This is a genomic window from Aromatoleum aromaticum EbN1 (assembly GCF_000025965.1).
In the GTDB taxonomy this organism is placed as follows: Bacteria; Pseudomonadota; Gammaproteobacteria; order Burkholderiales; family Rhodocyclaceae; genus Aromatoleum; species Aromatoleum aromaticum.
This window is the reverse complement of record NC_006513.1, coordinates 115,938-133,727: the sequence shown is the minus strand read 5'-3', so window position 1 is coordinate 133,727 and position 17,790 is coordinate 115,938. Positions and strand designations below refer to the sequence as shown.

Genomic DNA, 17,790 nt, shown 5'->3' with positions numbered 1-17,790 from the left:
CGAATCTGCGTCATCGGGACTCCTTCGTGCAGGCGTAAGGTAATATCGTAGCCATGTGTTGAATCGTAGCCATGTGTTGACGCACTGCAGCGAGCGCCGGGAAATTCTACCGATCGGTCTGCGTCATGTCGAACGCAACGGCAGTTATGCTCGCTGCAATGCATCTCTTGCCGAATGGAGGGCCGCAGCCATGAATCCCGTCAAGCGGCTGCTAGTCGCAACCGATCTTTCCGCTCCGGCGCGTCATGCCGCCGACCGCGCCGCGCTCGTGGCCCGCGAAGTGGGCGCGAGCCTTGACCTGTTCCACGTCGCAAATGTTACGGCGGTGGAAAAGCTCCGCCTCCTCATTGCCGACGTCCCGGCCGAAACCGGACAGCGGGTGCTCGATGCTGCACGAGAAGAAATGCGCGAGCTGGCGGCGAATATGCTGAAGCAGCATGGCATAGCAGCAGGGGTCCAGGTCGCATCGGGTCCGGTGCTGGCGGAAATCATCGGCCACGCCGACACGATATCCGCCGATCTCCTCGTGCTCGGGGCACGCGGCAGCAGTTTTATGCGGCATCTGTTAGTCGGCTCCACCGCCGAACGGATGGTGCGCAAGACGCGCTGGCCGATGCTCGTCGCCAAGCAACCTCCCCACGAGCCTTACCGGACCCTGCTCGTGCCGGTCGACTTTTCGCCGTTTTCGTTGCGCGCGCTGCGCAATGCACAAGCCGTCGCTCCCGGGGCGGACGTCGTGTTGCTGCATGCGTTCGAAGTGCCTTTCGAGAGCAAGCTGCGATTCGCGGGTATCGAAGACGAGCTGCTTGCCCGTTATCGCATCGCCGCCCGACAGGAGGCGCTGGGGAAACTGCGCGAACTGCGCGACGAAGTGGGGTTGCCGCCGGAGCGCACGCGCCTGATCGTCCTCCATGGCGACGCGTCGCGGAACATCATCGAGCAGGAGCAGGAGCAGGATTGCGACCTGATCGTGATGGGGAAGCACGGCGAAAGCGTGCTGGAAGACTTGTTGCTCGGGAGCGTCACCAAGCACGTGCTGGCCGAGTCCCAGGGGGACGTGCTGGTGTCGGTCTGAACCGTGGCTTGCAGGGAAGAAGCGGCGGAGAGTGCTCAGGCTTCCGGCGCAAAAAAGCAAAAAGCCCGACCATGGGGCGGGCTGATGCCTTCATGCTGCTGGTGCCGACAATCTGACTCGAACAGATGACCTACCGCTTACAAGGCGGGAAAAAACGGCATTTTCCCACGTTGAAGCGTATGCAGAGGAAAGCGCAAATCCGTTGATTTTGCTGCAATTTCGGAAAATAAATGTTGAAGCGCGTTGAACGGTATTGGTAGAATCTGGCTACACCGTGGCTACACGGTAAGCGATGTAGCCACCTACCGACCCGGCCGGGAGCCCGACAACATGCCCAAACGCGAACGTCTCACGCCCGAGCGCATCCGCCGCTATACCTGCGACGCTGGCGCGAAACAGTCTTTCCTGTGGGACACCGAAGCGCCCCGGCTGGCAGTGCGCGCAACGGCTGGCGCGAAGTCTTTCATCTTCGAATCGAAGCTGAATCGTCAAACCATCCGCATCACGATAGGCGACGTGCGCGCTTGGGGTATTGAGGAAGAGTGCGATAAGACGACCGGCGAGGTTATCCGACCGAGCGCGCGTCAAGAGGCGCGCCGCCTGCAAACTCTGATTGACCAAGGCATAGACCCGCGCCAAGAGAGGGCCGAGCGCATCGCGGTCGTAGAGGCGAAGCGCGAAGAGGCGACAAGGCAGCAGGCGACCGTGGGCGAGGCATGGACCGTCTATCTGGAAGCGCGCCGGCCGAAGTGGGGCGAGCGGCACATGCTGAATCACGAGAACATGGCGAAGGCGGGGGGCGAGCCCCGCACGCGCGGCCGCAGGCGAGGGGAGTCCGCTACGACGCAACCCGGCCCGCTGCACTCACTGCTGGCGCTACGTCTATCCGACCTCGACGCCGACGCGGTGAAAGCGTGGCTCGAACCGCTCGCGCAACGCACCCCGACGCAGGCAGCGCAGACGTACCGAGCCCTGCGCGCCTTCGTCGCGTGGTGCGCCGACCGGCCGGAATATCGCGGCATCGTTCATGCCGACGCCTGCAACCGACGCATGGCCCGCGACACGCTGCCCAAGGCCCGCGCCAAGGACGATTGCCTACAGCGCGAACAGTTGCCGCTATGGTTCGAGCATGTCCGCAGGCTGTCCAATCCAGTGCATGGCGCATACCTTCAAGCCCTGTTGATTACGGGAGCGCGCCGGGAAGAGTTGGCCGGCCTCAAATGGGATGACGTCGACTTCCAGTGGAAGAGCCTCACGATTCGGGACAAGGTGGAAGGGGAGCGCACCATTCCGCTTACGCCCCATGTCGCCGCCCTGCTGCGCGACCTGAAAGCCCGAAACGAGACGCCCCCGAAAAAGCCCCGCAAGTTGCGCCAGAGCGACGCAGAGGACGCGCCCGAGTGGAAGCCTTCGCCGTGGGTATTCAGCAGCCGCACGGCCGCGTCTGGAAGGCTTCAGGAGCCGCGCATAGGGCACAACAAGGCACTGACTGCCGCCGGTCTGCCGGCACTGTCTCTGCACGGCCTGCGCCGCTCTTTCGGCACCTTGGCGGAATGGGTGGAATGCCCGGCCGGCATCAGTGCGCAAATCATGGGGCACAAGCCATCCGCCATCGCGGAGAAGCATTACCGCCGCCGGCCGCTCGACCTGTTGCGCCAATGGCATACGAAGATTGAGGGCTGGATTCTGGAACAGGCCGGCATCGAGCAACCGACCGAAGAACAGGCCGGCCTGCGCGTGGTGGCCTGACTGAGCAATGCCGCGCCTACCTCGACGGAGGGAAAACCGGGACACCTTCACCCGGCTGGCGCGGCACCCAAACGAAGGAGTGCCAGAAGGAGCGCGACCGATGACCGATTACGCCAATTTCCGAAGTGCCCTAAACGCAATCGTTAAAACCCTTGCCCCGCACCATGCGTCTGACGGACGGCGAGCAATGGCGGGAAAGCTTGCCGAGGCAGCAACCGGCAAAACCATAGACAATCTAGCCTTCCGATATCGTGACATAGGGCATCTGTTTTTCCCCCACGACGAAGCCGCCGCTATCGAGCTTGGCGAGCGAATCAGCGCAGCACGGCGAGCCGGGGAAATAGCCTCAATCATCCCATTTGGGGACAATGGCTTGCTACCAACCGACTTGCTGACTTGGGCAAACTGCCCGCCAGTCCGCGCAAGCAATCCCCTTTCGCACTGGCTCCCAATCACTGAATACGATGCAAGGGGCAACGATGCCCCGCTGACGCTGAAAGAAACCGTCCCCGCGCTGCCCGCGCCAGAGCAAGAGCAAGCGCAAGAGCCGAGCGGAACCCCGAGGCACGAAGCGAACGACACCCGTGAAGCCAAGGACTACGCGACGACGGCACGCATTTGCGAGGCATTCCCCCCGCCCAAGTCCGTGAATGCTGAACGGTGGGCAAGCAGCGAGTATCTCGGGGACTGCCCGGCGTGGCTGAAGACCGCGCGGGAATCGAACGGCAAGCGTGGTGTATCCGCCATGTGGAACCCTGCGCAGTTCGCATTTTGTATGGTGTCGAACGGGCATATCGGAAAAGGGGCGGCCGCCGCCATTGTCCGTCATGAGTTTCCGGATTGGTTGGATGCGTGGGAAGAGAAAGGCGGCTTTCTCTGAATTACCGGCACGCATCGCCGGTAACCTTACCGGCAGGCGTGGCTGAAACCCGCGCCGCTGCTGGGATTCGCTACCGGCGGTAAGCGTTTCGGATGTTGCCGGTAATCAAAGTGGCATCACTCGTTGAATAGGAGTGAGCCACATGGAAACCAATACCCCCCGCCGCTATACGACTTCCGAGGCCGCCGCCGTCGTGCGGTATCAGCCTCAAACCCTGCGCCGCGAACTGTGCCTCAAGGGCCATTTCCACGGCATTCGCCCCGCCAAGCTTCCGGGAGGGCGTCTGCTGTGGGATGCAGCGAAGGTTGATGCGCTCGCATCTGGCGAGGTGGTCGCATGAAAAAGCGCCCGACCCCCATTGAAGGAAAGCCGAGCGCCCCTGACAAGCGCCATTTTAACCCGACTGCCTCGCTTTTCCCCGAGATTGAGCCGCCCGTAACGGCCGCGCGCTGGCCTGCCGACGGCACCCGCGCCGCCGCCGCGCTGCAAGCCCTGATTGCAGGACCGCAGAACCAGTGCGACTACGGCCCCGGCTGGCGACTGGCCGCCTACGTGCAGAGCCTCGAATACGACGGATGGGGCATCCGCTCGCGCCTCTTCAAGCATCCGCGCTGCGCCCGCCCGATTGCCGAATACACGCTCGACCGGCAGCACCCCGGAACCGCCGCCGCACTGAAGGCCCGCCGGCACGCCGGTTTCCTCTCGCCCGATTTGGCCGTCGTCCTGCTGTTGCTGGCAGTCGGCGGCGCGATGCTGGCCGGCTGGCTGTAAGGGGCTCGCATGAATCTGGTATTCGCCCCGACCCTGCCCGACGCCTTCGAGCGTGCCGGCCTGCCGTTCCCCGAGCGCGAGCCCGAGCCCGGCCGCTTGTGCCGATTCCCGACCAATGGCCGCAAGGACGATGCCGCCGGCTGGCTGCGCGTATTCCCCGACGCAGAGGGCGCGGTATTCGGAAGCTGGCGCGACGGCACCGCTTGGACGTGGCAGCGCGAGAAGGACGGCCCCGCCCCCGATGCCGCCGAACTGGCCCGCATCCGCGCCAATGCTGAGCGCATCCGCAAGGAAGCCGAAGCCGAGCGCGAGGAAGGCTATCGACAGGCCGCCAGCAAGGCCGCTGCAACGCTTCAAGCGGCCGAGCAGGCAAAAGGGCACCCCTACCTATCTGCAAAGGGAATCGCCCCGCATATCGCCCGTGAGCGGAACGGCTCGCTTGTCATTCCGGTATTCGACAACGACGGCAATGTTCAGAGCGTGCAGAGCGTGAGCCCGACCGGGGAAAAGCGGTTCATGCCCGGCGGAAAGATGACCGGCGGCCGCTGCTGGCTTGGCGAACCGACCGACGCCGGCCCGCTGGTGCTGTGCGAGGGCTACGCGACTGGCGCGAGTCTCCGCGAGGCGACCGGATGGCCGGTATGCGTGACCTTCACCGCCGGAAACCTTCGCCCGGTGGCCTGCGACGTGCGCGAGCGATTCCCGCGCGCCAAGCTGGTGATTGCCGGCGACGACGACCGCAAGACCGAGGGCAACCCCGGCCGCGCTAAAGCCCTTGAGGCCGCCAAGCTGGTGAATGCCGTTACGGTATTCCCGAGCTTCGACGGTCCCGAGGGAAGCGACTTCAACGACATGACGCAGCAGGCCGGCCGCGAGGCTGTAGCCCGGCTGATTCGTGACACCGTGGAGCCGCGCCGCTTCAAGCTGGCCGAGCGCACCGCCGCGCGCCTGTTCAAAGGCGAGCCGCCCCCCGTCAATTGGCTGGTGACGGGCATTTTCCCGCTTGGCGTGGCCTGCCTGCTGGCGAGCCCGCCGAACGTCGGGAAATCGTTCCTCGCGCTTGAGCTGGCCGCGAAGGTCGCCGGCCGCCGGGACGGGGAATGCCCGCCGGTAGCCTTCGGCGCACTCGTGGCCGCGCATGGCCGCGCCGTGTATGTCTCTGCCGAGGATGACGAGCCCGAGATTCACCGCCGCCTGCATGCCCTGTGCGGCAACGACATGCCCGACCGGCTGCATGTCTTGTCTCTGCCGGACGTGGGGCACTTCGGCATCATCGAGCCCGACCCGGTGACGAAGGAGTTTCGAGCGACCCGCGAATGGTTCGAGCTTGCCGACGAAATCCGCGCACTGCCGGATGTTCGGCTCGTGATTCTCGACACGCTGCAAGCCCTGACGAGTGGCGACACGAACACGACACAGGCTGTCACGGATCGGCATAAAGGCGCCGGGCATGATCGGCGTAATGGCGCCACTTGGAGGGGTTTGAAAGTGGCGTTTCGAACGGTGCGGAGGATGGGGTAAAACGCTCATAAGCGCAAGGGTCGAATTGGACCGAAATATGCGTTATGGAAGGCTCAGAAAGGGGCGGACGGACCCGGCGGACGCCGGCGAAAGCGGGACGATGCGGGGCCGGCTTTTCGCCTGGAACGGGGTCACGGGGACCGTGGAATAAATGGGCCGGTTTCATCGGCCCGTTTATGCCGCGAAAGCCCCTTGACGCCGTGGAGGGTGGCCAATGCTCCGGGGAGGTGCCGGGGATGTTTTTCATCCCCGGCGGCTGCCCCGCGGCGAGCGCGGGGTGTGGGGCGGAGCCCCAGGGGGTTGAGGCCGCGGGATCGCCGCTGAAGGGGTTTGCAGCGCCGAGGACGGCGCTGCAAACGGCTGGCGTCCTCAGCGCGCCTTGGCCGCCGCCGGCGAGCGCGCGGGCGCCCTGGTCGAGTCCGGCGATGGCTTCGGCGCGCGGTAGCTCTCACCGTCGAGGACGACGCGGTAGGCGCCATGCCGCAGCCGATCGAGGGTGGCGGCGCCGAGCATGCGGTTGGCCGGGAAGGCATCGCCCCATTCGTCATAGTCCAGGTTGCTCGTCACGATCGTTGATGCGCGCTCGTAGCGCTCGGCGACGAGGTCGTGGAAATCTTCGTCGTGCGGTGGACGAAGGGGTTTCAGACCAAAATCGTCGATCACCAGGAGTGGCACACGAGCCAATTGCTGGAAGCGCCGCTCGAAGCTGCCGATGGCGCGCGCGGCGTGCAGCGAGCCGACGAGTTGCGTCTGCGTCGTGAACACGACGTCATGCCCCTGGCGCACGGCGCAATGGCCGAGCGCCTGCGCCAGATGGCTCTTGCCCGTGCCGCACGGGCCGGCGATCAGGATGGCCACCTTCTCGCTCAGGTAGCGGCCGGTCGCCAGATCCTGGATCAGGCTGCGATTGAGGTTCGGCAGGCGGTCGAAGTCGAACGCCTCGATCGTCTTCTCGCCGCGGAAATTGGCGCGCCGCAGGCGCATCGCCACCTTCTTCTGGTCGCGCCGGGCGACCTCGTCGCCGATCAGGATGGAGAGGAATTCGGTGTAGGCGAGTTTGCCCTCGATCGCCTGGCGGTTCCGCAGATCGAGCGAATCGAGGATGCCGGACAGGCGCAGTTGCTTGAGGAACGCAGTGAGTTCGGGAATCGGATTCATGATGATGCGCCTTTAGTGGGTCAGCAGGGATTTGGTATCGCGGCAGAAGCGCCCGCCGCGGGTATAGGTCTCGGCCAGCGCATCGAACGAGCTCTGCGCCGCCTGTTGGTCGAGCCCCTTGGCAAGGATCGTCTTGACCGTGCGGTAGCGCGGGCTGCCGAAGGACAGCGCCCGGACACAGGCGGCCTCCAGGCGCGCGCTGCCGTAGGTCTTGGCCAGGCGGACGATGCCCTGGGCGGCCCGCAGGTTGTCGAGGACGCGGTCGGCGAAGAGCGCCTCGATCAGCGCCGCGCAGGCCGAACCGATCCGGGTCGCGGCCTCGAGGCACCACTGCGGATCGCGCAGCTGATAGGCCTGCGCCTCGAGCGGCTGATGGTCGCGCACCGTCGAGCGGCGCCCCGGATCCTTGAGCCGCGGATGACTGGCGATGAGCTGGTGCTCGTGGAACACCTGTACCGAGGTGTGCGTCGCCCGTAGCCACAGTTCCTGCCCGACGAGGCGGAACGGCACCGAGTAGAGGCAGAGTCCGAATTTGACGTGCGTATCGGGATGGACCGTCACCTTCACCCAAGTGGCCAGGACCGGCGGCACCGTCGGCAGCGGCAGCAGGAGCGCCTTCTCGACCGAGGCAAAGCGCGTCAGCGGCTTCTCGCGCGTCGTCCCGTGGCAGCGGTTGCCGGCCTCGCCCATGACCCAGTCGGCCACCTGCCGGTTGGCGTCGGCGAGGCTCCTGAACTCGCGCAGCGGCAAAAAGTTGCGTTTGACATATTTTACTCCCGACTCGACGATCCCTTTTTTACGGGGATCGGCCGGCGGACACGGGGAGATCCTGAAACCGAATCCTTCGGCACACTCGGCGTAGGCGCGCTGCACCTGCGGGTCGCGGGTGCAGGCGCGGGTGATCGCGCACTTGGGGTTGTCGATGATGACCCGGGCGACGACGCCGTTGAACCACTGGAACGCATTGCGGTGGCAGGCCAGCCAGGTCTCGACCGTCTGGTCGCGGACGAACTCGACGTACTGGTGGCGACTCCAGGCAAGTGTCATGACGAAGAACCAGGTCTTGAAGCTGGCCCCAGTCATCACGTCGGTCATCACCGGGCCGGCGCCGAAATCGACCTGGCCGGCCTCACCCGCTTCGAAATCGAGGCGACAAGTCGAGGCCGGCGGCGTGCTCGCGTCGATCGACTGAAGCAGGCGGCGGACCGAGGAGTAGCTCCCCGCGTAACCGTGGTTCCTGACCAATGCGGCATGAATCGCAGTGCCGGCAACGCCAGCCTCGACCCATGCGGTGATCCGCTCGCGGTGATCGACCAGACTCGATACGCAGCTCGCCGGTAGCGGCCGTTCCTGGAACACCGCCGCCAGCTCGGCGTCCTCGGGGAGCGGACGCTCCGCCGCCAGCCAGTCGTGATCCTGCGCGGTCTTGCGTAGTCGTGAGAGCTTCTTGCGCCCCATCAGCCCCGAGCGCTCGATGTCGCGGTCGGCGTCTCCCTGGCGCATGCGCACCAGGACCTGTCGGTATTGATACATCTCGAACCTCCGTTTGCTCATGGACTCTTCCGGCCGAAAAAACTCGGCAGGTTAAGCCCGGTGGGTGGACGTTCGAAACGCTGACTTCTTCCTCTCGGCGCCGCCTCCTGGCGCCTTTACGGCGATCTTGCGGTGGCGCCTATACGGCGATCACCGGCTGGCGCCTATACGGCGATCACCGGCTGGCGCCTTTACGCCGATCCGGCACTGGCGCCATAACGCCGATCACCACGTGGCGCCTTTACGCCGATCCCGCTTTGGCGCCATTACGGCGATCGGTGACACAGGCCACGCAACCCCTGATGAACGAGGCAACCGCACTGGCCCGCGCGACCGGTGCATGCGTCATGCTGATTCATCACGTCGCCAAGGGCAGCACGAAGGAAATCAGGAGCGCGCTGGATGCGATGGAAGCCATCCGGGGAAGCGGAGCCATTGCCGGCAGCGCGCGAGCCGCTTACGTGCTGTGGCCGCCGGCCGATGGGGGCCGCAACGTGTGCGAGGTGCTGGGCAGCGAGTTCAAGGAAGGCCGCGTTGCCTTCGGGCTCGTGGCGAAAGCCTACGGGGATGCAAGGCGCGACCGTTCCGTGTTCGTCCGCAACGAGCGCGGCATCCTGACCGACCGCACGCAGGCATACAACGCCCTGTCAGGTGGCGACACCGACGCCATGCGCACCGACCTGTTGCGCGCCATCCGCGAGGCATGGCAGCGCGGGGAAGCCTTCGCCGCGAGCCAAGGCAGCAACGGCCTGCACAGCCGCCGCTTCGAGCTGCCCGAGAGCTTCCACGAGAAGCCGCGCCAATGGTTCGAGGAGCAGGCCGGCAAGCTGTTGGCCGAAGGGAACATCAAGCGCCTGAGCTACCGGGGAGGCGCGCGACTCGTGCCGGCTGATGCGGAAACCGCCGTACCGACCCCGCCGGAAGGGGCAACGCCAGAGGCCGAAAACGTCGCGCCAGAGGTGGCGGAATGAGGCCCGGCGAACTGTGCCGAACTGTGCAGGAATCCGAACTGTTCGGAACAGTACCAAGCCCTGCACAGTTTGGAAGCGAAGCACACTCCCAGTATTGGCGCGGGTTTCAGGCCCGTTTTTATGACAATGGAACTGTGCCAGAATCGAACTGTGCCGAAGCCCTGCACAGTTTGCAAGTCATTGATTTAAAAGGGAAAAATGAACTGTGCAACTGTGCCCCCCTAAAGGGGGAAGAGAAAGCCGCACAGTTCGGCTTTTCTCTCCCCTTCGAGGTGCCGGGGGAAGTCGGAAAATGCTTCACCCCTGGCGATGAACTTCTTCAGCAAACCGCCCCGGCTGCGGATTCCGACCCAACGTGACCGCTGATTCCGAAATAGTGTGACCGGTGAATCCGCGGTCGTGACCGCGGATTCCGATTTGATCGTGACCGATTTCGGCGAGTTGTCGGAATGGGCGGTCACGATGTCGGAATCAATGGTCACGATCAAATCGGAACGGGTTTGTGAGGCCAAGCGTGGCAACGTCGTTTGTCAGGCCGGCTACCCTCGCGCGCTTTGCGCGGAGACCGAGGATGCCGGCGGAGCGGATTGCCATGCACAAGATCAGGGAGCTGTTACGGCTCAAATACGACTGCGCGCTGTCGCATGAGCGCATTGCCCGCGCGCTGTCGATTTCCAAAGGAGTGGTCGCCAAGTATGTGAAGGCGGCCGAGGAGTGCGGCCGGCCGTGGGCCGAGTTGTCGGCGGCCGACGAGGCCGAGTTGCGCCGGGTGCTGGGGGTCGCCCGGCGTGGACGTGGCGCGAGCGTCGCGAATGTGCCGCCGGATCTGGCGGCGGTGCATCAGGGGCTCAAGCGAAAGAACGTCACGCTGGCGCTGCTGTGGGAAGAGTACGTGCAGACGGCCGACGGGCCGAGCTATCAGTACTCGCGCTTTTGCGACCTGTACCGCGCGTTCGCCCGCACGCTCAAGCGCTCGATGCGCCAGGTGCACCGCGCCGGCGAGAAACTCTTCATCGATTACGCGGGCGACACGGTGCCGATCGTCGACGCCGACACGGGCGAGATTTCGCGCGCGCAGATCTTCGTCGCGGTGCTCGGCGCCTCGAGCTATACGTTCGCCTGCGCCACGGCGACGCAGTCGCAGGCCGACTGGCTGGGCTCGCTCGCGAAGGCGCTCAGCTTCATCGGCGGCGTGCCCGAGCTCGTGGTGCCCGACAATACGCGCTCGCTCATCGGTCAAGCCGACCGCTACGAGCCGCAACTGCAGCGCACCACCGCCGAGTTCGCCGCGCACTACGGCGTGGCGATCCTGCCCGCGCGCCCCTACAAGCCGCAGGACAAGGCCAAGGTCGAAGTCGGCGTACAGATCGTGCAGCGCTGGATTCTGGCGCGGCTGCGGCATCGACGTTTCTTCTCGCTGGGAGAGTTGAACGAGGCGATCGCCGCGTTACTCGAGCCGCTGAACACGCGTGCCTTCCGGCGCCTGCCAGGCTCGCGCCACGAAGCGTTCGAGACGCTCGATCGGCCGGCGCTGCGCCCGTTGCCCGCCACCGCGTTCCAGTTCGCCCAGTGGAAACGGGCCAAGCCCAATATCGATTACCACGTCGAGTTCGACGGGCATTACTACAGCGTGCCGTATGCGCTCGCCGGCCAAGCGGTGGAGTTGCGCATCACCGCGAGCAGCATCGAATGCTTTGCCGCGGGCCGTCGCGTCGCGGTGCATGCGAGAAGCCACCGGCCCGGCGTCTACTCCACGCTCACCGAACACATGCCCGCATCCCATCAGGCGCATCGCCAGTGGTCGCCCGGCAAACTCATCGCCTGGGGCGCCACCGTCGGCCCGCACACCGAGCAGGTGGTCAGCCACCAACTCGAACGCATGCCGCACCCCGAGCAGGGCTACCGGGCGTGCCTCGGGCTGATGCGCCTCGGTCGCCAATACGGCAACGAACGGCTCGAAGCCGCGGCGACCCGCGCCGTCACCCTCGGGGCGATGCGTTACCGCAACGTCGCCTCGATCCTCAAGAGCGGGCTCGACCGCGCACCGCTCCCCACTCCCACTCCCACTGCCGCTAGCCAAACCGAACTGGCGCTTCCCACCGTGCACGAGAACCTGCGCGGTGCGCGCTACTACCACTGATTCCACCCACCGGAGAACATCGATGCTGATGCAACACAGCCTGCAACAACTGCATGCCCTGCGCCTGGAAGGCATGGCGCGCGCCTTCGAGGAGCAGCTCACCCAGCCCGCCATCACCGCGCTCAGCTTCGAGGAGCGCTTCGCCCAGCTCATCGATCGCGAGATCCTGCTGCGCGACGGCAAACGCATCGACCGGCTGCTCAAGGCAGCCCGCATCAAGGCCGCTGCAGCCTGCCTGGAGGACGTCGACTACCGCGCCGGGCGCGGGCTCGAGCGCAGCCAGATCGCCGCGCTCGGCACCGGGCAATGGATCCGCCATCACCAGAACTGCCTCATCACCGGGCCCACCGGCAGCGGCAAGACCTGGCTCGCCTGCGCGCTCGCCAATGCCGCGTGCCGGCAGGGCCTCGCGGCCTATTACGTGCGTCTGCCGCGGCTCTTCGAAGAGCTGCGCATCGCGCATGCCGACGGCAGCTTCAGCCGACGCCTCATGCAGCTCGCGCGCATGGATCTCATCGTCATCGACGATTGGGGCCTGGCCGCGCCGTCGGCGCAGGAGCGAAGCGACCTGCTGGAGCTGCTCGACGACCGCGTCGGCACGCGTTCGACCGTGATCACCAGCCAGCTGCCGATCGAGCACTGGCACACCTACCTGGGCGACCCGACCTTCGCCGATGCGATCCTCGATCGCGTCGTGCACGCCGCGCACAAGCTCGCCCTCAAGGGCGAGTCGATGAGAAGAAAGGAAAAGGCATGAGGCCGTGCGCGCGAGACGCCTTACCCACAGGCGCCCGCCCGCCAGCGTATGAGGCGCGCTGGCGGCCGCCTGTGGATAAGCCTGCGCCGTGCCTCGAATTGACCGTGATCGTGACCGACGCGGTTAGAATCTGAACACCACGCTTCGCGCGCAGACCCCCCGGTCACGTTCGTCGGTGCAGGCGGTCACGTTCGTCGGAATGCGCACCGGCCGGCCTGCCGGGAATTTGGGGGCAGGGGAGGGGCGGGGTAGAAGTCTGGACCCCTGCCGGCCCGGAAACCGCCAGGTTTCTCATTCGCGGAAAAAATCCCCCTCCTGAGCGGAATTCAAATCAGCAAACGGGGGGCGGTTCAGAAGTCCGGCGCTTGGAGCGCGGTAACCGCCCGGTTCCCGCTCCCGCGCAATGCCTAACCAAAAAAAGGACAGGGGGCGGGTCGAAAGTCCGGCCCTTCGAGCACGGCAACCGCCCGGTAAGTGCCATGCAAGTCCTAACCCGGAAAATTCCCGAGCGCACATCCGCTCGCACGCGCAGGAGAACAGCATCATGCAGAATCTTCCCCGAACCGTTACAAGCCTCCTGAACCGCCGCAGCCATGCGGAAGGGCTCGCATATGCCGAAGCCGTCAAAAGCCGCCTGCTGGCCGATTTGGAGCGTTTGAGGGCCAATGGCGCGACCCATGCGGAGTTGCTTGCGCACCTGCAAGTGCAAGAGGGAGGGGGGCCGTCAAATCTCTGACCCTTCCGACCACGGGACCGGCCGGTTCGACAGATTTTCATTTCCGCGAAAAAACGACTACGCAAAGCCTGCGGTTGGCGGAGGCGATTGCGGAGCGGCTGGGAAAGCGGCAGGGGCAGCGGACGGACCTTGAACATTCGGGAAATATTTCCCAGATGTCTGAGCAGGGCCGCACCAAGGACATCGCCGCCGCGAAATCCGGCCGCGTGCATCATCAGAAAAACCGCCCCATTTCGCGGCTGTGCGCAGCGATGGAGCCAGCCGGTAACGGCCCCTGAACGCTTGGACTTCTGACCCGCCCCCATCCCCGACCCGGCCGCGCGCCGGGTTTTCCGTTTGTGGGGGCTCGCCCGGCTACACCTGCCGGATTTGGCTACACCGTGGCTACACGACGACCAGAAAGCAAAACGCCACCCCCGAAGAGCTGGCGTAAGTATTTGATTCTGCTGGTGCCGACAATCTGACTCGAACAGATGACCTACCGCTTACAAGGCGGTTGCTCTACCAACTGAGCTATGCCGGCGCGGGCCGGATTATAGCGCAAGTGCGGGGGTGGAGACGGGTACCCCGATCTTCCGGGTGCGGGGCGATTCATTGCTCCGGGACGCGGCAGCGGGGATCTAGTGAGTCCGGGTGTCGTCCTGGAAGCGGCGGTAGATCTCTTCCACTTCTTCGCGGCAGTCGAGCAGGGCCGCGACGGTGGGGGCGTAGAGCTTGGCGCCGCCCATCCGGGAGATTTCGTCGAAAGCGTTGTCGAGCGTCCAGGCCGTCTTGTAGCTGCGGGCGCAGGCGAGGGCGTCGAAGACGTCGGCTGTTGCAACGATGCGGGCTTCGAGCGGGATGGCCTCGCCCGCCAGTCCGTTCGGGTAGCCACTGCCGTCCATGCGTTCGTGATGGGCGCTGACGATGTTTCGCAGCATGCCGATGTTCTCGAGGCCGGCGAGGCTGAAATCATTGATCAGCCGTTCGGCCATCTGGACGCCCATCGCGACGTGCTCGCGCATCACGTCCCGCTCGGCGTCATCGAGCCGTCCGGGTTTGAGCAGAATGCTGTCCGGGACTCCGATCTTGCCGATGTCATGGAGCGCAGCGAACAGGAAAACATTTTCGATGTAGTCGTCGGACAGGCCGTGGGCCGGAGCGAGTTCCCGGGCGATCACGCGAGCGTAGCGCGCCATGCGGTCGAGGTGGGCGCCGGTTTCGAGATCGCGCACATGCGCGAACTGGCTTGCAAGCCGCAGGCCGCCGACGAGCATCTGCACTGTCGCGAGTTCCTGCGTGACGATCATGCCGATGAGATGGCCGGAGAGAAGCAGATCGGCGACAACATCGTCCGGGAAAGCGTCGCGCGTGCGCGAATCGAAGAACAGAAAACCGAGCAGCTGCTCGTTCCGCATGATCGGGACGGTCAGGCTCGACCGGTAGCCTTCGTGGAGCAACCAGCGGGAATGCGGCGAATCGGGGCTGATCGCAGCGCTCAGGTCGTTGAGGACTCGGGCCTTGCCACTCTGGGCAATGGCGAGAAGCGAAGGCACGTCGGCGAGCGGGCACTCGTAAGCTCGCAGCGAGGTGCCGCTGTCGGTGCTGTCGACGAACGTGCGCAGCCGTTTCAGGTCTGGGTCGTAGAGCGCGACCGCGAGGCGTTCGATGAGCGGATGCCGCTCGTGGATACGCTCATGCACCCCGCGCATCTTTGCGGCTACCGAAGAGAAATGCAGGTTGCTCGCCTGGCGAGCTGCCGAGGCGGCGAATTCCTGCCAGCTTACCGGGGCGTCCATAACCTTGACCTCGCGACCCATTTCGGGAATTGCTGCTTCGCTGCCGGGAACGCAGTGTCAAGATCGACAGGAGCTAGAATTGGCCCTGCGTCGTGCGCAGCTTCTCGATATCCGGGATGTGAATCGTGCGTCCCTCGACACAGATTAACCCGGCTTCAATCAGTTCGTGCAGGATGCGGGAGAAATGTTCCTGGGTGAGGTTCAGGCGCGACGCGATCGTGCCTTTGCTGGTCGGGAGGCGCACCGACACGTAGCCGTTCGTCCTCGGTTCGCCGTCGATTTCCTCCTGGCGCAGGAGGTAGCCGACGATGCGCTCGCGCCCGGAGCGCAGCGAGTAGGTCTCGACGTCGGCGATCAGGTGGTGCAGGCGGTGGGACAGGCCGGCGATGATCTTGCGGCAGAACACCGGATCGCGGTCCATCTCGTCGAACACGACGCTCTTCGAGATATGCAGCAGCTTGCAGTCGGTCAGCGCCTGGGCCATCACGACGTAGGGCTTGTCCATGAACATCACCGCCTCGCCGAACGTCTGGCCCGGAAGGATGATCTCGATGACTTTCTCGTGCCCCTCGGCGGACGTGAATGCGAGCTTGACCTGGCCGGCCAGCACCAGGTGGAAGCCGTGGCAGGGGTCGCCCTTGTGGAACACCACGCAGCCCCTATCCACGTTCTGCTCGCGCACGCCGTGAGCGAAGCGGGCGATCTCGGCGGGACTGAAGCCGCTGAGGAGCGGCACGTGAACGAGCAGTCTGCACAAGCGCTCAGTCTCGGCGTGCTCTTGCCCGATCGCGGGGCACGCGGTGGAAGAGAGGGTTTCGCCCCGGGTTCCGGGCGAACAAGCGATACGCGGCATGATTACCGTGTCAGTTGAGCGTAGAACAGCGGAAGTCGCGCCGGCAGTTCCTCTGGCTTGCGAATCACCGCGTAACCGGCCGGGCCGAAGAGGTGCGGCAGGTAGCCCGCGCCCTCGCGGTCGATTGTGACACAGAACGGAACGAGGCCCTGTTTGCGCGCTTCGCCGACGGCGACGCGAGTGTCCTCGATGCCGTAGCGTCCTTCGTACAGATCGAGATCGTTCGGCTTGCCGTCCGACAGGATCAGCAGGATGCGCCGGGCGGCCTGTTCTGTTGCAAGCAGCTGGCTTGCGTGCCGGAGCGCCGCGCCCAGTCGGGTGTAGTAGCCCGGCTTGATCGCGCTGATGCGCCCGCGGATGCGATCGTCGAAGCGGTCGTTGAAGTCTTTCAGCCGATGAAAGCGGACCTGGCTGCGCTTGACCGACGAGAACCCGGCCATCGCGAAACGATCCCCCGTCGCGCCGAGCGCCTCGCCGAACAGCAGCAGCGCGTCGCGGATGACGTCGATGACGCGCGCTTCGCTCGACACCCAGCTGTCGGTCGACAGTGACAGGTCGGCGAGCACCATGCAGGCCAGATCGCGTTCGCGTTTTTCGAGCGACAGATACAGTTGATCGGACGGATTGCGCCCGACCGAGCGATCGGTCTGTGCGCGGACCACCGCGTCGAGGTCGAGTTCGGTGCCATCGGAGCGCCCCTTCAACCAGCGCCGGCCCGGCTGCAGCGCGGCGAATTGCTGGTGCAGGCGCCGCGCGGTGCGCCGCAGCGGTTCGGGCAGCGGGCAGGGCGGGGCGTCGCGCGCGGCAAGCTCGGCCAGACGTACGTGATCCTGCAGCAGCACGCCTTTGCGGTAGTCCCATTCCGGCAGCGGGATGCCGGCGCCGAGTACGATGTCGTCTTCGGCTGCCGAAGGGAGGTCGAGATCGAAGCGCACTTTCGAGGCCACGCGGTCCGTGTCCTGCGCGAGCGACAAGTGATCGAGGTCGCGGGCGGCGCTGGCGGCATTCGGATCGGGCTCGTCGTCGGTGGGACGGTTGACACGCAGGAACTCGGCGACCGCAAGCAGGCTTTCGGCGCGGAAGAAGATCAGCAGGCCGTTCTTTTCCTGCGGCATGTCGACCTGCTCGGCACGGTGGGCGTGGCGCTCGTTTTCATCGAATGACGGCGGCCCGCCGTCGGCGGTTTGCTCGGGGTCGGCGCCGGTGTTGCGTCGGCTCGCGGCGGTGCCGGACAGGGAACCGGTGAGCCACAGCAATACCGGTTGCGCGGGGGGCGTCCCAGCCGGGACCGGCGGCAGCGCGCGGACGGTGCCGGGCGCTTCGAGCGCCTGGCGAATCGCACGTTCGCGTTCGGCCTCGGCCGCAGGGAGTTTCTCGGGACGCGGGCGCGTCGGCAGATAGGCCGCGACGAGGCGCCGGTAGCGCGGTTCGATCCCTGGCCACATGTGCAGCGCCGCGCAGGTCGCGAACTGGTTGCAGCGGAAATCGTTGTCGGCCGCGTCCGGCCCATCCGCTTCGATGCTGCCGTGCGCCGCTGCGAGCGCGGCGAGCCACAGGTAGAGGTCGCGGTTCAACGAGCGCTCGGGGAAAGCGTCGATCTCCGGCGGCAGCCGCAGCGTCGAGGCGTCCATGCGTGCTCGGGCGGCCCGCTCGCCAGCGCCCGCGATGCGTTTCAACAGGCTGCGCCGCGCGCCATGTTCGTCCTCCGTGGCAGCGGCGACGCGCAGGCCGGGATCGCCGCCGAGGGCGCGGAAGAACACGCCAGCGGTGCGCTCGATCTCCTTCAGCTTGACGACAGCTTCGGGGTGATTGCCCAGCGCCGTGCGGGTGACCCAGCGGTGCCAGATTTTGCCAACGGCTTCTTCCAT

17 protein-coding genes and 1 tRNA gene are annotated in these 17,790 nt (G+C 65.5%); 12 read left to right on the top strand and 6 right to left on the bottom strand.

Annotated elements, in window-relative coordinates:
- The first annotated feature begins 190 nt into the window (after positions 1-190).
- The 6 genes from EBN1_RS00665 (at position 191) to EBN1_RS00640 (ending at position 5,996) form a co-directional block, all read left to right on the top strand.
- Positions 191-1,075 carry a universal stress protein gene (locus EBN1_RS00665; protein ID WP_011235982.1) on the top strand — a complete coding sequence of 295 codons (885 nt, stop codon included), beginning with the start codon at positions 191-193 and terminating at the stop codon, positions 1,073-1,075.
- Positions 1,076-1,405: 330 nt separating this feature from the next.
- Positions 1,406-2,824, top strand: a complete 1,419-nt coding sequence (locus EBN1_RS00660; RefSeq protein ID WP_011235981.1) for a tyrosine-type recombinase/integrase — start codon at positions 1,406-1,408, stop codon at positions 2,822-2,824.
- 100 nt (positions 2,825-2,924) lie between these two features.
- Complete coding sequence (locus tag EBN1_RS00655; protein WP_011235980.1) at positions 2,925-3,704, top strand: hypothetical protein; 780 nt, start codon at positions 2,925-2,927, stop codon at positions 3,702-3,704.
- Positions 3,705-3,846: 142 nt separating this feature from the next.
- Complete coding sequence (locus EBN1_RS00650) at positions 3,847-4,044, top strand: hypothetical protein (protein ID WP_041645397.1); 198 nt, start codon at positions 3,847-3,849, stop codon at positions 4,042-4,044.
- Entirely contained in the window at positions 4,041-4,475 is a 435-nt protein-coding gene (locus EBN1_RS00645; protein ID WP_049780127.1) for a hypothetical protein, read from the top strand. Before EBN1_RS00650 ends, EBN1_RS00645 begins: the two co-directional genes overlap by 4 nt.
- A 9-nt stretch (positions 4,476-4,484) precedes the next feature.
- Complete coding sequence (locus EBN1_RS00640) at positions 4,485-5,996, top strand: AAA family ATPase (protein WP_011235978.1); 1,512 nt, start codon at positions 4,485-4,487, stop codon at positions 5,994-5,996.
- Between the two features lie 369 nt (positions 5,997-6,365).
- Here EBN1_RS00640 and istB (EBN1_RS00635) read toward each other — a convergent pair whose 3' ends face one another.
- Together istB (EBN1_RS00635) and istA (EBN1_RS00630) are read right to left on the bottom strand one after the other, a co-directional pair.
- The gene (gene istB / locus EBN1_RS00635; protein ID WP_011235977.1) at positions 6,366-7,154 is read right to left on the bottom strand and encodes an IS21-like element ISAzo12 family helper ATPase IstB; all 789 of its coding nucleotides are present in this window, start codon (positions 7,152-7,154) and stop codon (positions 6,366-6,368) included.
- 12 nt (positions 7,155-7,166) lie between these two features.
- Positions 7,167-8,687 carry an IS21-like element ISAzo12 family transposase gene (istA, locus tag EBN1_RS00630; protein WP_011235976.1) on the bottom strand — a complete coding sequence of 507 codons (1,521 nt, stop codon included), beginning with the start codon at positions 8,685-8,687 and terminating at the stop codon, positions 7,167-7,169.
- Positions 8,688-8,989: 302 nt separating this feature from the next.
- On the opposite strand from istA (EBN1_RS00630), the gene EBN1_RS00625 reads away from it, so the two are divergent.
- The 6 genes from EBN1_RS00625 to EBN1_RS00600 all read left to right on the top strand — a co-directional run bounded on the left by EBN1_RS00625 (position 8,990) and on the right by EBN1_RS00600 (position 13,569).
- A complete protein-coding gene (locus tag EBN1_RS00625) occupies positions 8,990-9,658 on the top strand; it encodes an AAA family ATPase (protein ID WP_011235975.1) in 669 nt (222 codons plus the stop codon).
- Positions 9,655-10,017 carry a hypothetical protein gene (locus EBN1_RS00620; protein WP_162014364.1) on the top strand — a complete coding sequence of 121 codons (363 nt, stop codon included), beginning with the start codon at positions 9,655-9,657 and terminating at the stop codon, positions 10,015-10,017. The genes EBN1_RS00625 and EBN1_RS00620 overlap by 4 nt, the downstream gene beginning before the upstream one ends.
- Before the next feature lie 212 nt (positions 10,018-10,229).
- On the top strand, positions 10,230-11,798 hold the full coding sequence (gene istA, locus EBN1_RS00615) for an IS21 family transposase (protein ID WP_011235974.1): 1,569 nt from the start codon (positions 10,230-10,232) through the stop codon (positions 11,796-11,798).
- A 22-nt stretch (positions 11,799-11,820) separates the two neighbouring features.
- Entirely contained in the window at positions 11,821-12,555 is a 735-nt protein-coding gene (gene istB, locus EBN1_RS00610; protein ID WP_011235973.1) for an IS21-like element ISAzo4 family helper ATPase IstB, read from the top strand.
- Between the two features lie 544 nt (positions 12,556-13,099).
- Positions 13,100-13,291 (top strand): hypothetical protein, encoded by a 192-nt coding sequence (locus EBN1_RS00605; RefSeq protein WP_041645388.1) that lies wholly within the window; start codon positions 13,100-13,102, stop codon positions 13,289-13,291.
- Positions 13,292-13,365: 74 nt separating this feature from the next.
- The gene (locus EBN1_RS00600; RefSeq protein WP_157866546.1) at positions 13,366-13,569 is read left to right on the top strand and encodes a hypothetical protein; all 204 of its coding nucleotides are present in this window, start codon (positions 13,366-13,368) and stop codon (positions 13,567-13,569) included.
- 169 nt (positions 13,570-13,738) lie between these two features.
- Here EBN1_RS00600 and EBN1_RS00595 read toward each other — a convergent pair.
- From EBN1_RS00595 to EBN1_RS00580, 4 genes are all read right to left on the bottom strand, one after another.
- Positions 13,739-13,814: transfer RNA gene (locus tag EBN1_RS00595), tRNA-Thr, on the bottom strand.
- 97 nt (positions 13,815-13,911) lie between these two features.
- On the bottom strand, positions 13,912-15,069 hold the full coding sequence (locus tag EBN1_RS00590; protein WP_011235971.1) for an HD-GYP domain-containing protein: 1,158 nt from the start codon (positions 15,067-15,069) through the stop codon (positions 13,912-13,914).
- Positions 15,070-15,142: 73 nt separating this feature from the next.
- A complete protein-coding gene (locus EBN1_RS00585) occupies positions 15,143-15,922 on the bottom strand; it encodes a Crp/Fnr family transcriptional regulator (RefSeq protein WP_011235970.1) in 780 nt (259 codons plus the stop codon).
- A gap of 2 nt (positions 15,923-15,924) precedes the next feature.
- Positions 15,925-17,790, bottom strand: a complete 1,866-nt coding sequence (locus EBN1_RS00580) for a nitric oxide reductase activation protein NorD (protein WP_011235969.1) — start codon at positions 17,788-17,790, stop codon at positions 15,925-15,927.

Coding starts and splice junctions, on each gene's coding strand:
- EBN1_RS00665 (WP_011235982.1), top strand. CDS start 191: ATGAATCCCGTCAAGCGGCTGCTAGTCGCAACCGATCTTTCCGCTCCG.
- EBN1_RS00660 (WP_011235981.1), top strand. CDS start 1,406: ATGCCCAAACGCGAACGTCTCACGCCCGAGCGCATCCGCCGCTATACC.
- EBN1_RS00655 (WP_011235980.1), top strand. CDS start 2,925: ATGACCGATTACGCCAATTTCCGAAGTGCCCTAAACGCAATCGTTAAA.
- EBN1_RS00650 (WP_041645397.1), top strand. CDS start 3,847: ATGGAAACCAATACCCCCCGCCGCTATACGACTTCCGAGGCCGCCGCC.
- EBN1_RS00645 (WP_049780127.1), top strand. CDS start 4,041: ATGAAAAAGCGCCCGACCCCCATTGAAGGAAAGCCGAGCGCCCCTGAC.
- EBN1_RS00640 (WP_011235978.1), top strand. CDS start 4,485: ATGAATCTGGTATTCGCCCCGACCCTGCCCGACGCCTTCGAGCGTGCC.
- istB (WP_011235977.1), bottom strand. CDS start 7,154: ATGAATCCGATTCCCGAACTCACTGCGTTCCTCAAGCAACTGCGCCTG.
- istA (WP_011235976.1), bottom strand. CDS start 8,687: ATGTATCAATACCGACAGGTCCTGGTGCGCATGCGCCAGGGAGACGCC.
- EBN1_RS00625 (WP_011235975.1), top strand. CDS start 8,990: ATGAACGAGGCAACCGCACTGGCCCGCGCGACCGGTGCATGCGTCATG.
- EBN1_RS00620 (WP_162014364.1), top strand. CDS start 9,655: ATGAGGCCCGGCGAACTGTGCCGAACTGTGCAGGAATCCGAACTGTTC.
- istA (WP_011235974.1), top strand. CDS start 10,230: ATGCCGGCGGAGCGGATTGCCATGCACAAGATCAGGGAGCTGTTACGG.
- istB (WP_011235973.1), top strand. CDS start 11,821: ATGCTGATGCAACACAGCCTGCAACAACTGCATGCCCTGCGCCTGGAA.
- EBN1_RS00605 (WP_041645388.1), top strand. CDS start 13,100: ATGCAGAATCTTCCCCGAACCGTTACAAGCCTCCTGAACCGCCGCAGC.
- EBN1_RS00590 (WP_011235971.1), bottom strand. CDS start 15,069: ATGGACGCCCCGGTAAGCTGGCAGGAATTCGCCGCCTCGGCAGCTCGC.
- EBN1_RS00585 (WP_011235970.1), bottom strand. CDS start 15,922: ATGCCGCGTATCGCTTGTTCGCCCGGAACCCGGGGCGAAACCCTCTCT.
- EBN1_RS00580 (WP_011235969.1), bottom strand. CDS start 17,790: ATGGAAGAAGCCGTTGGCAAAATCTGGCACCGCTGGGTCACCCGCACG.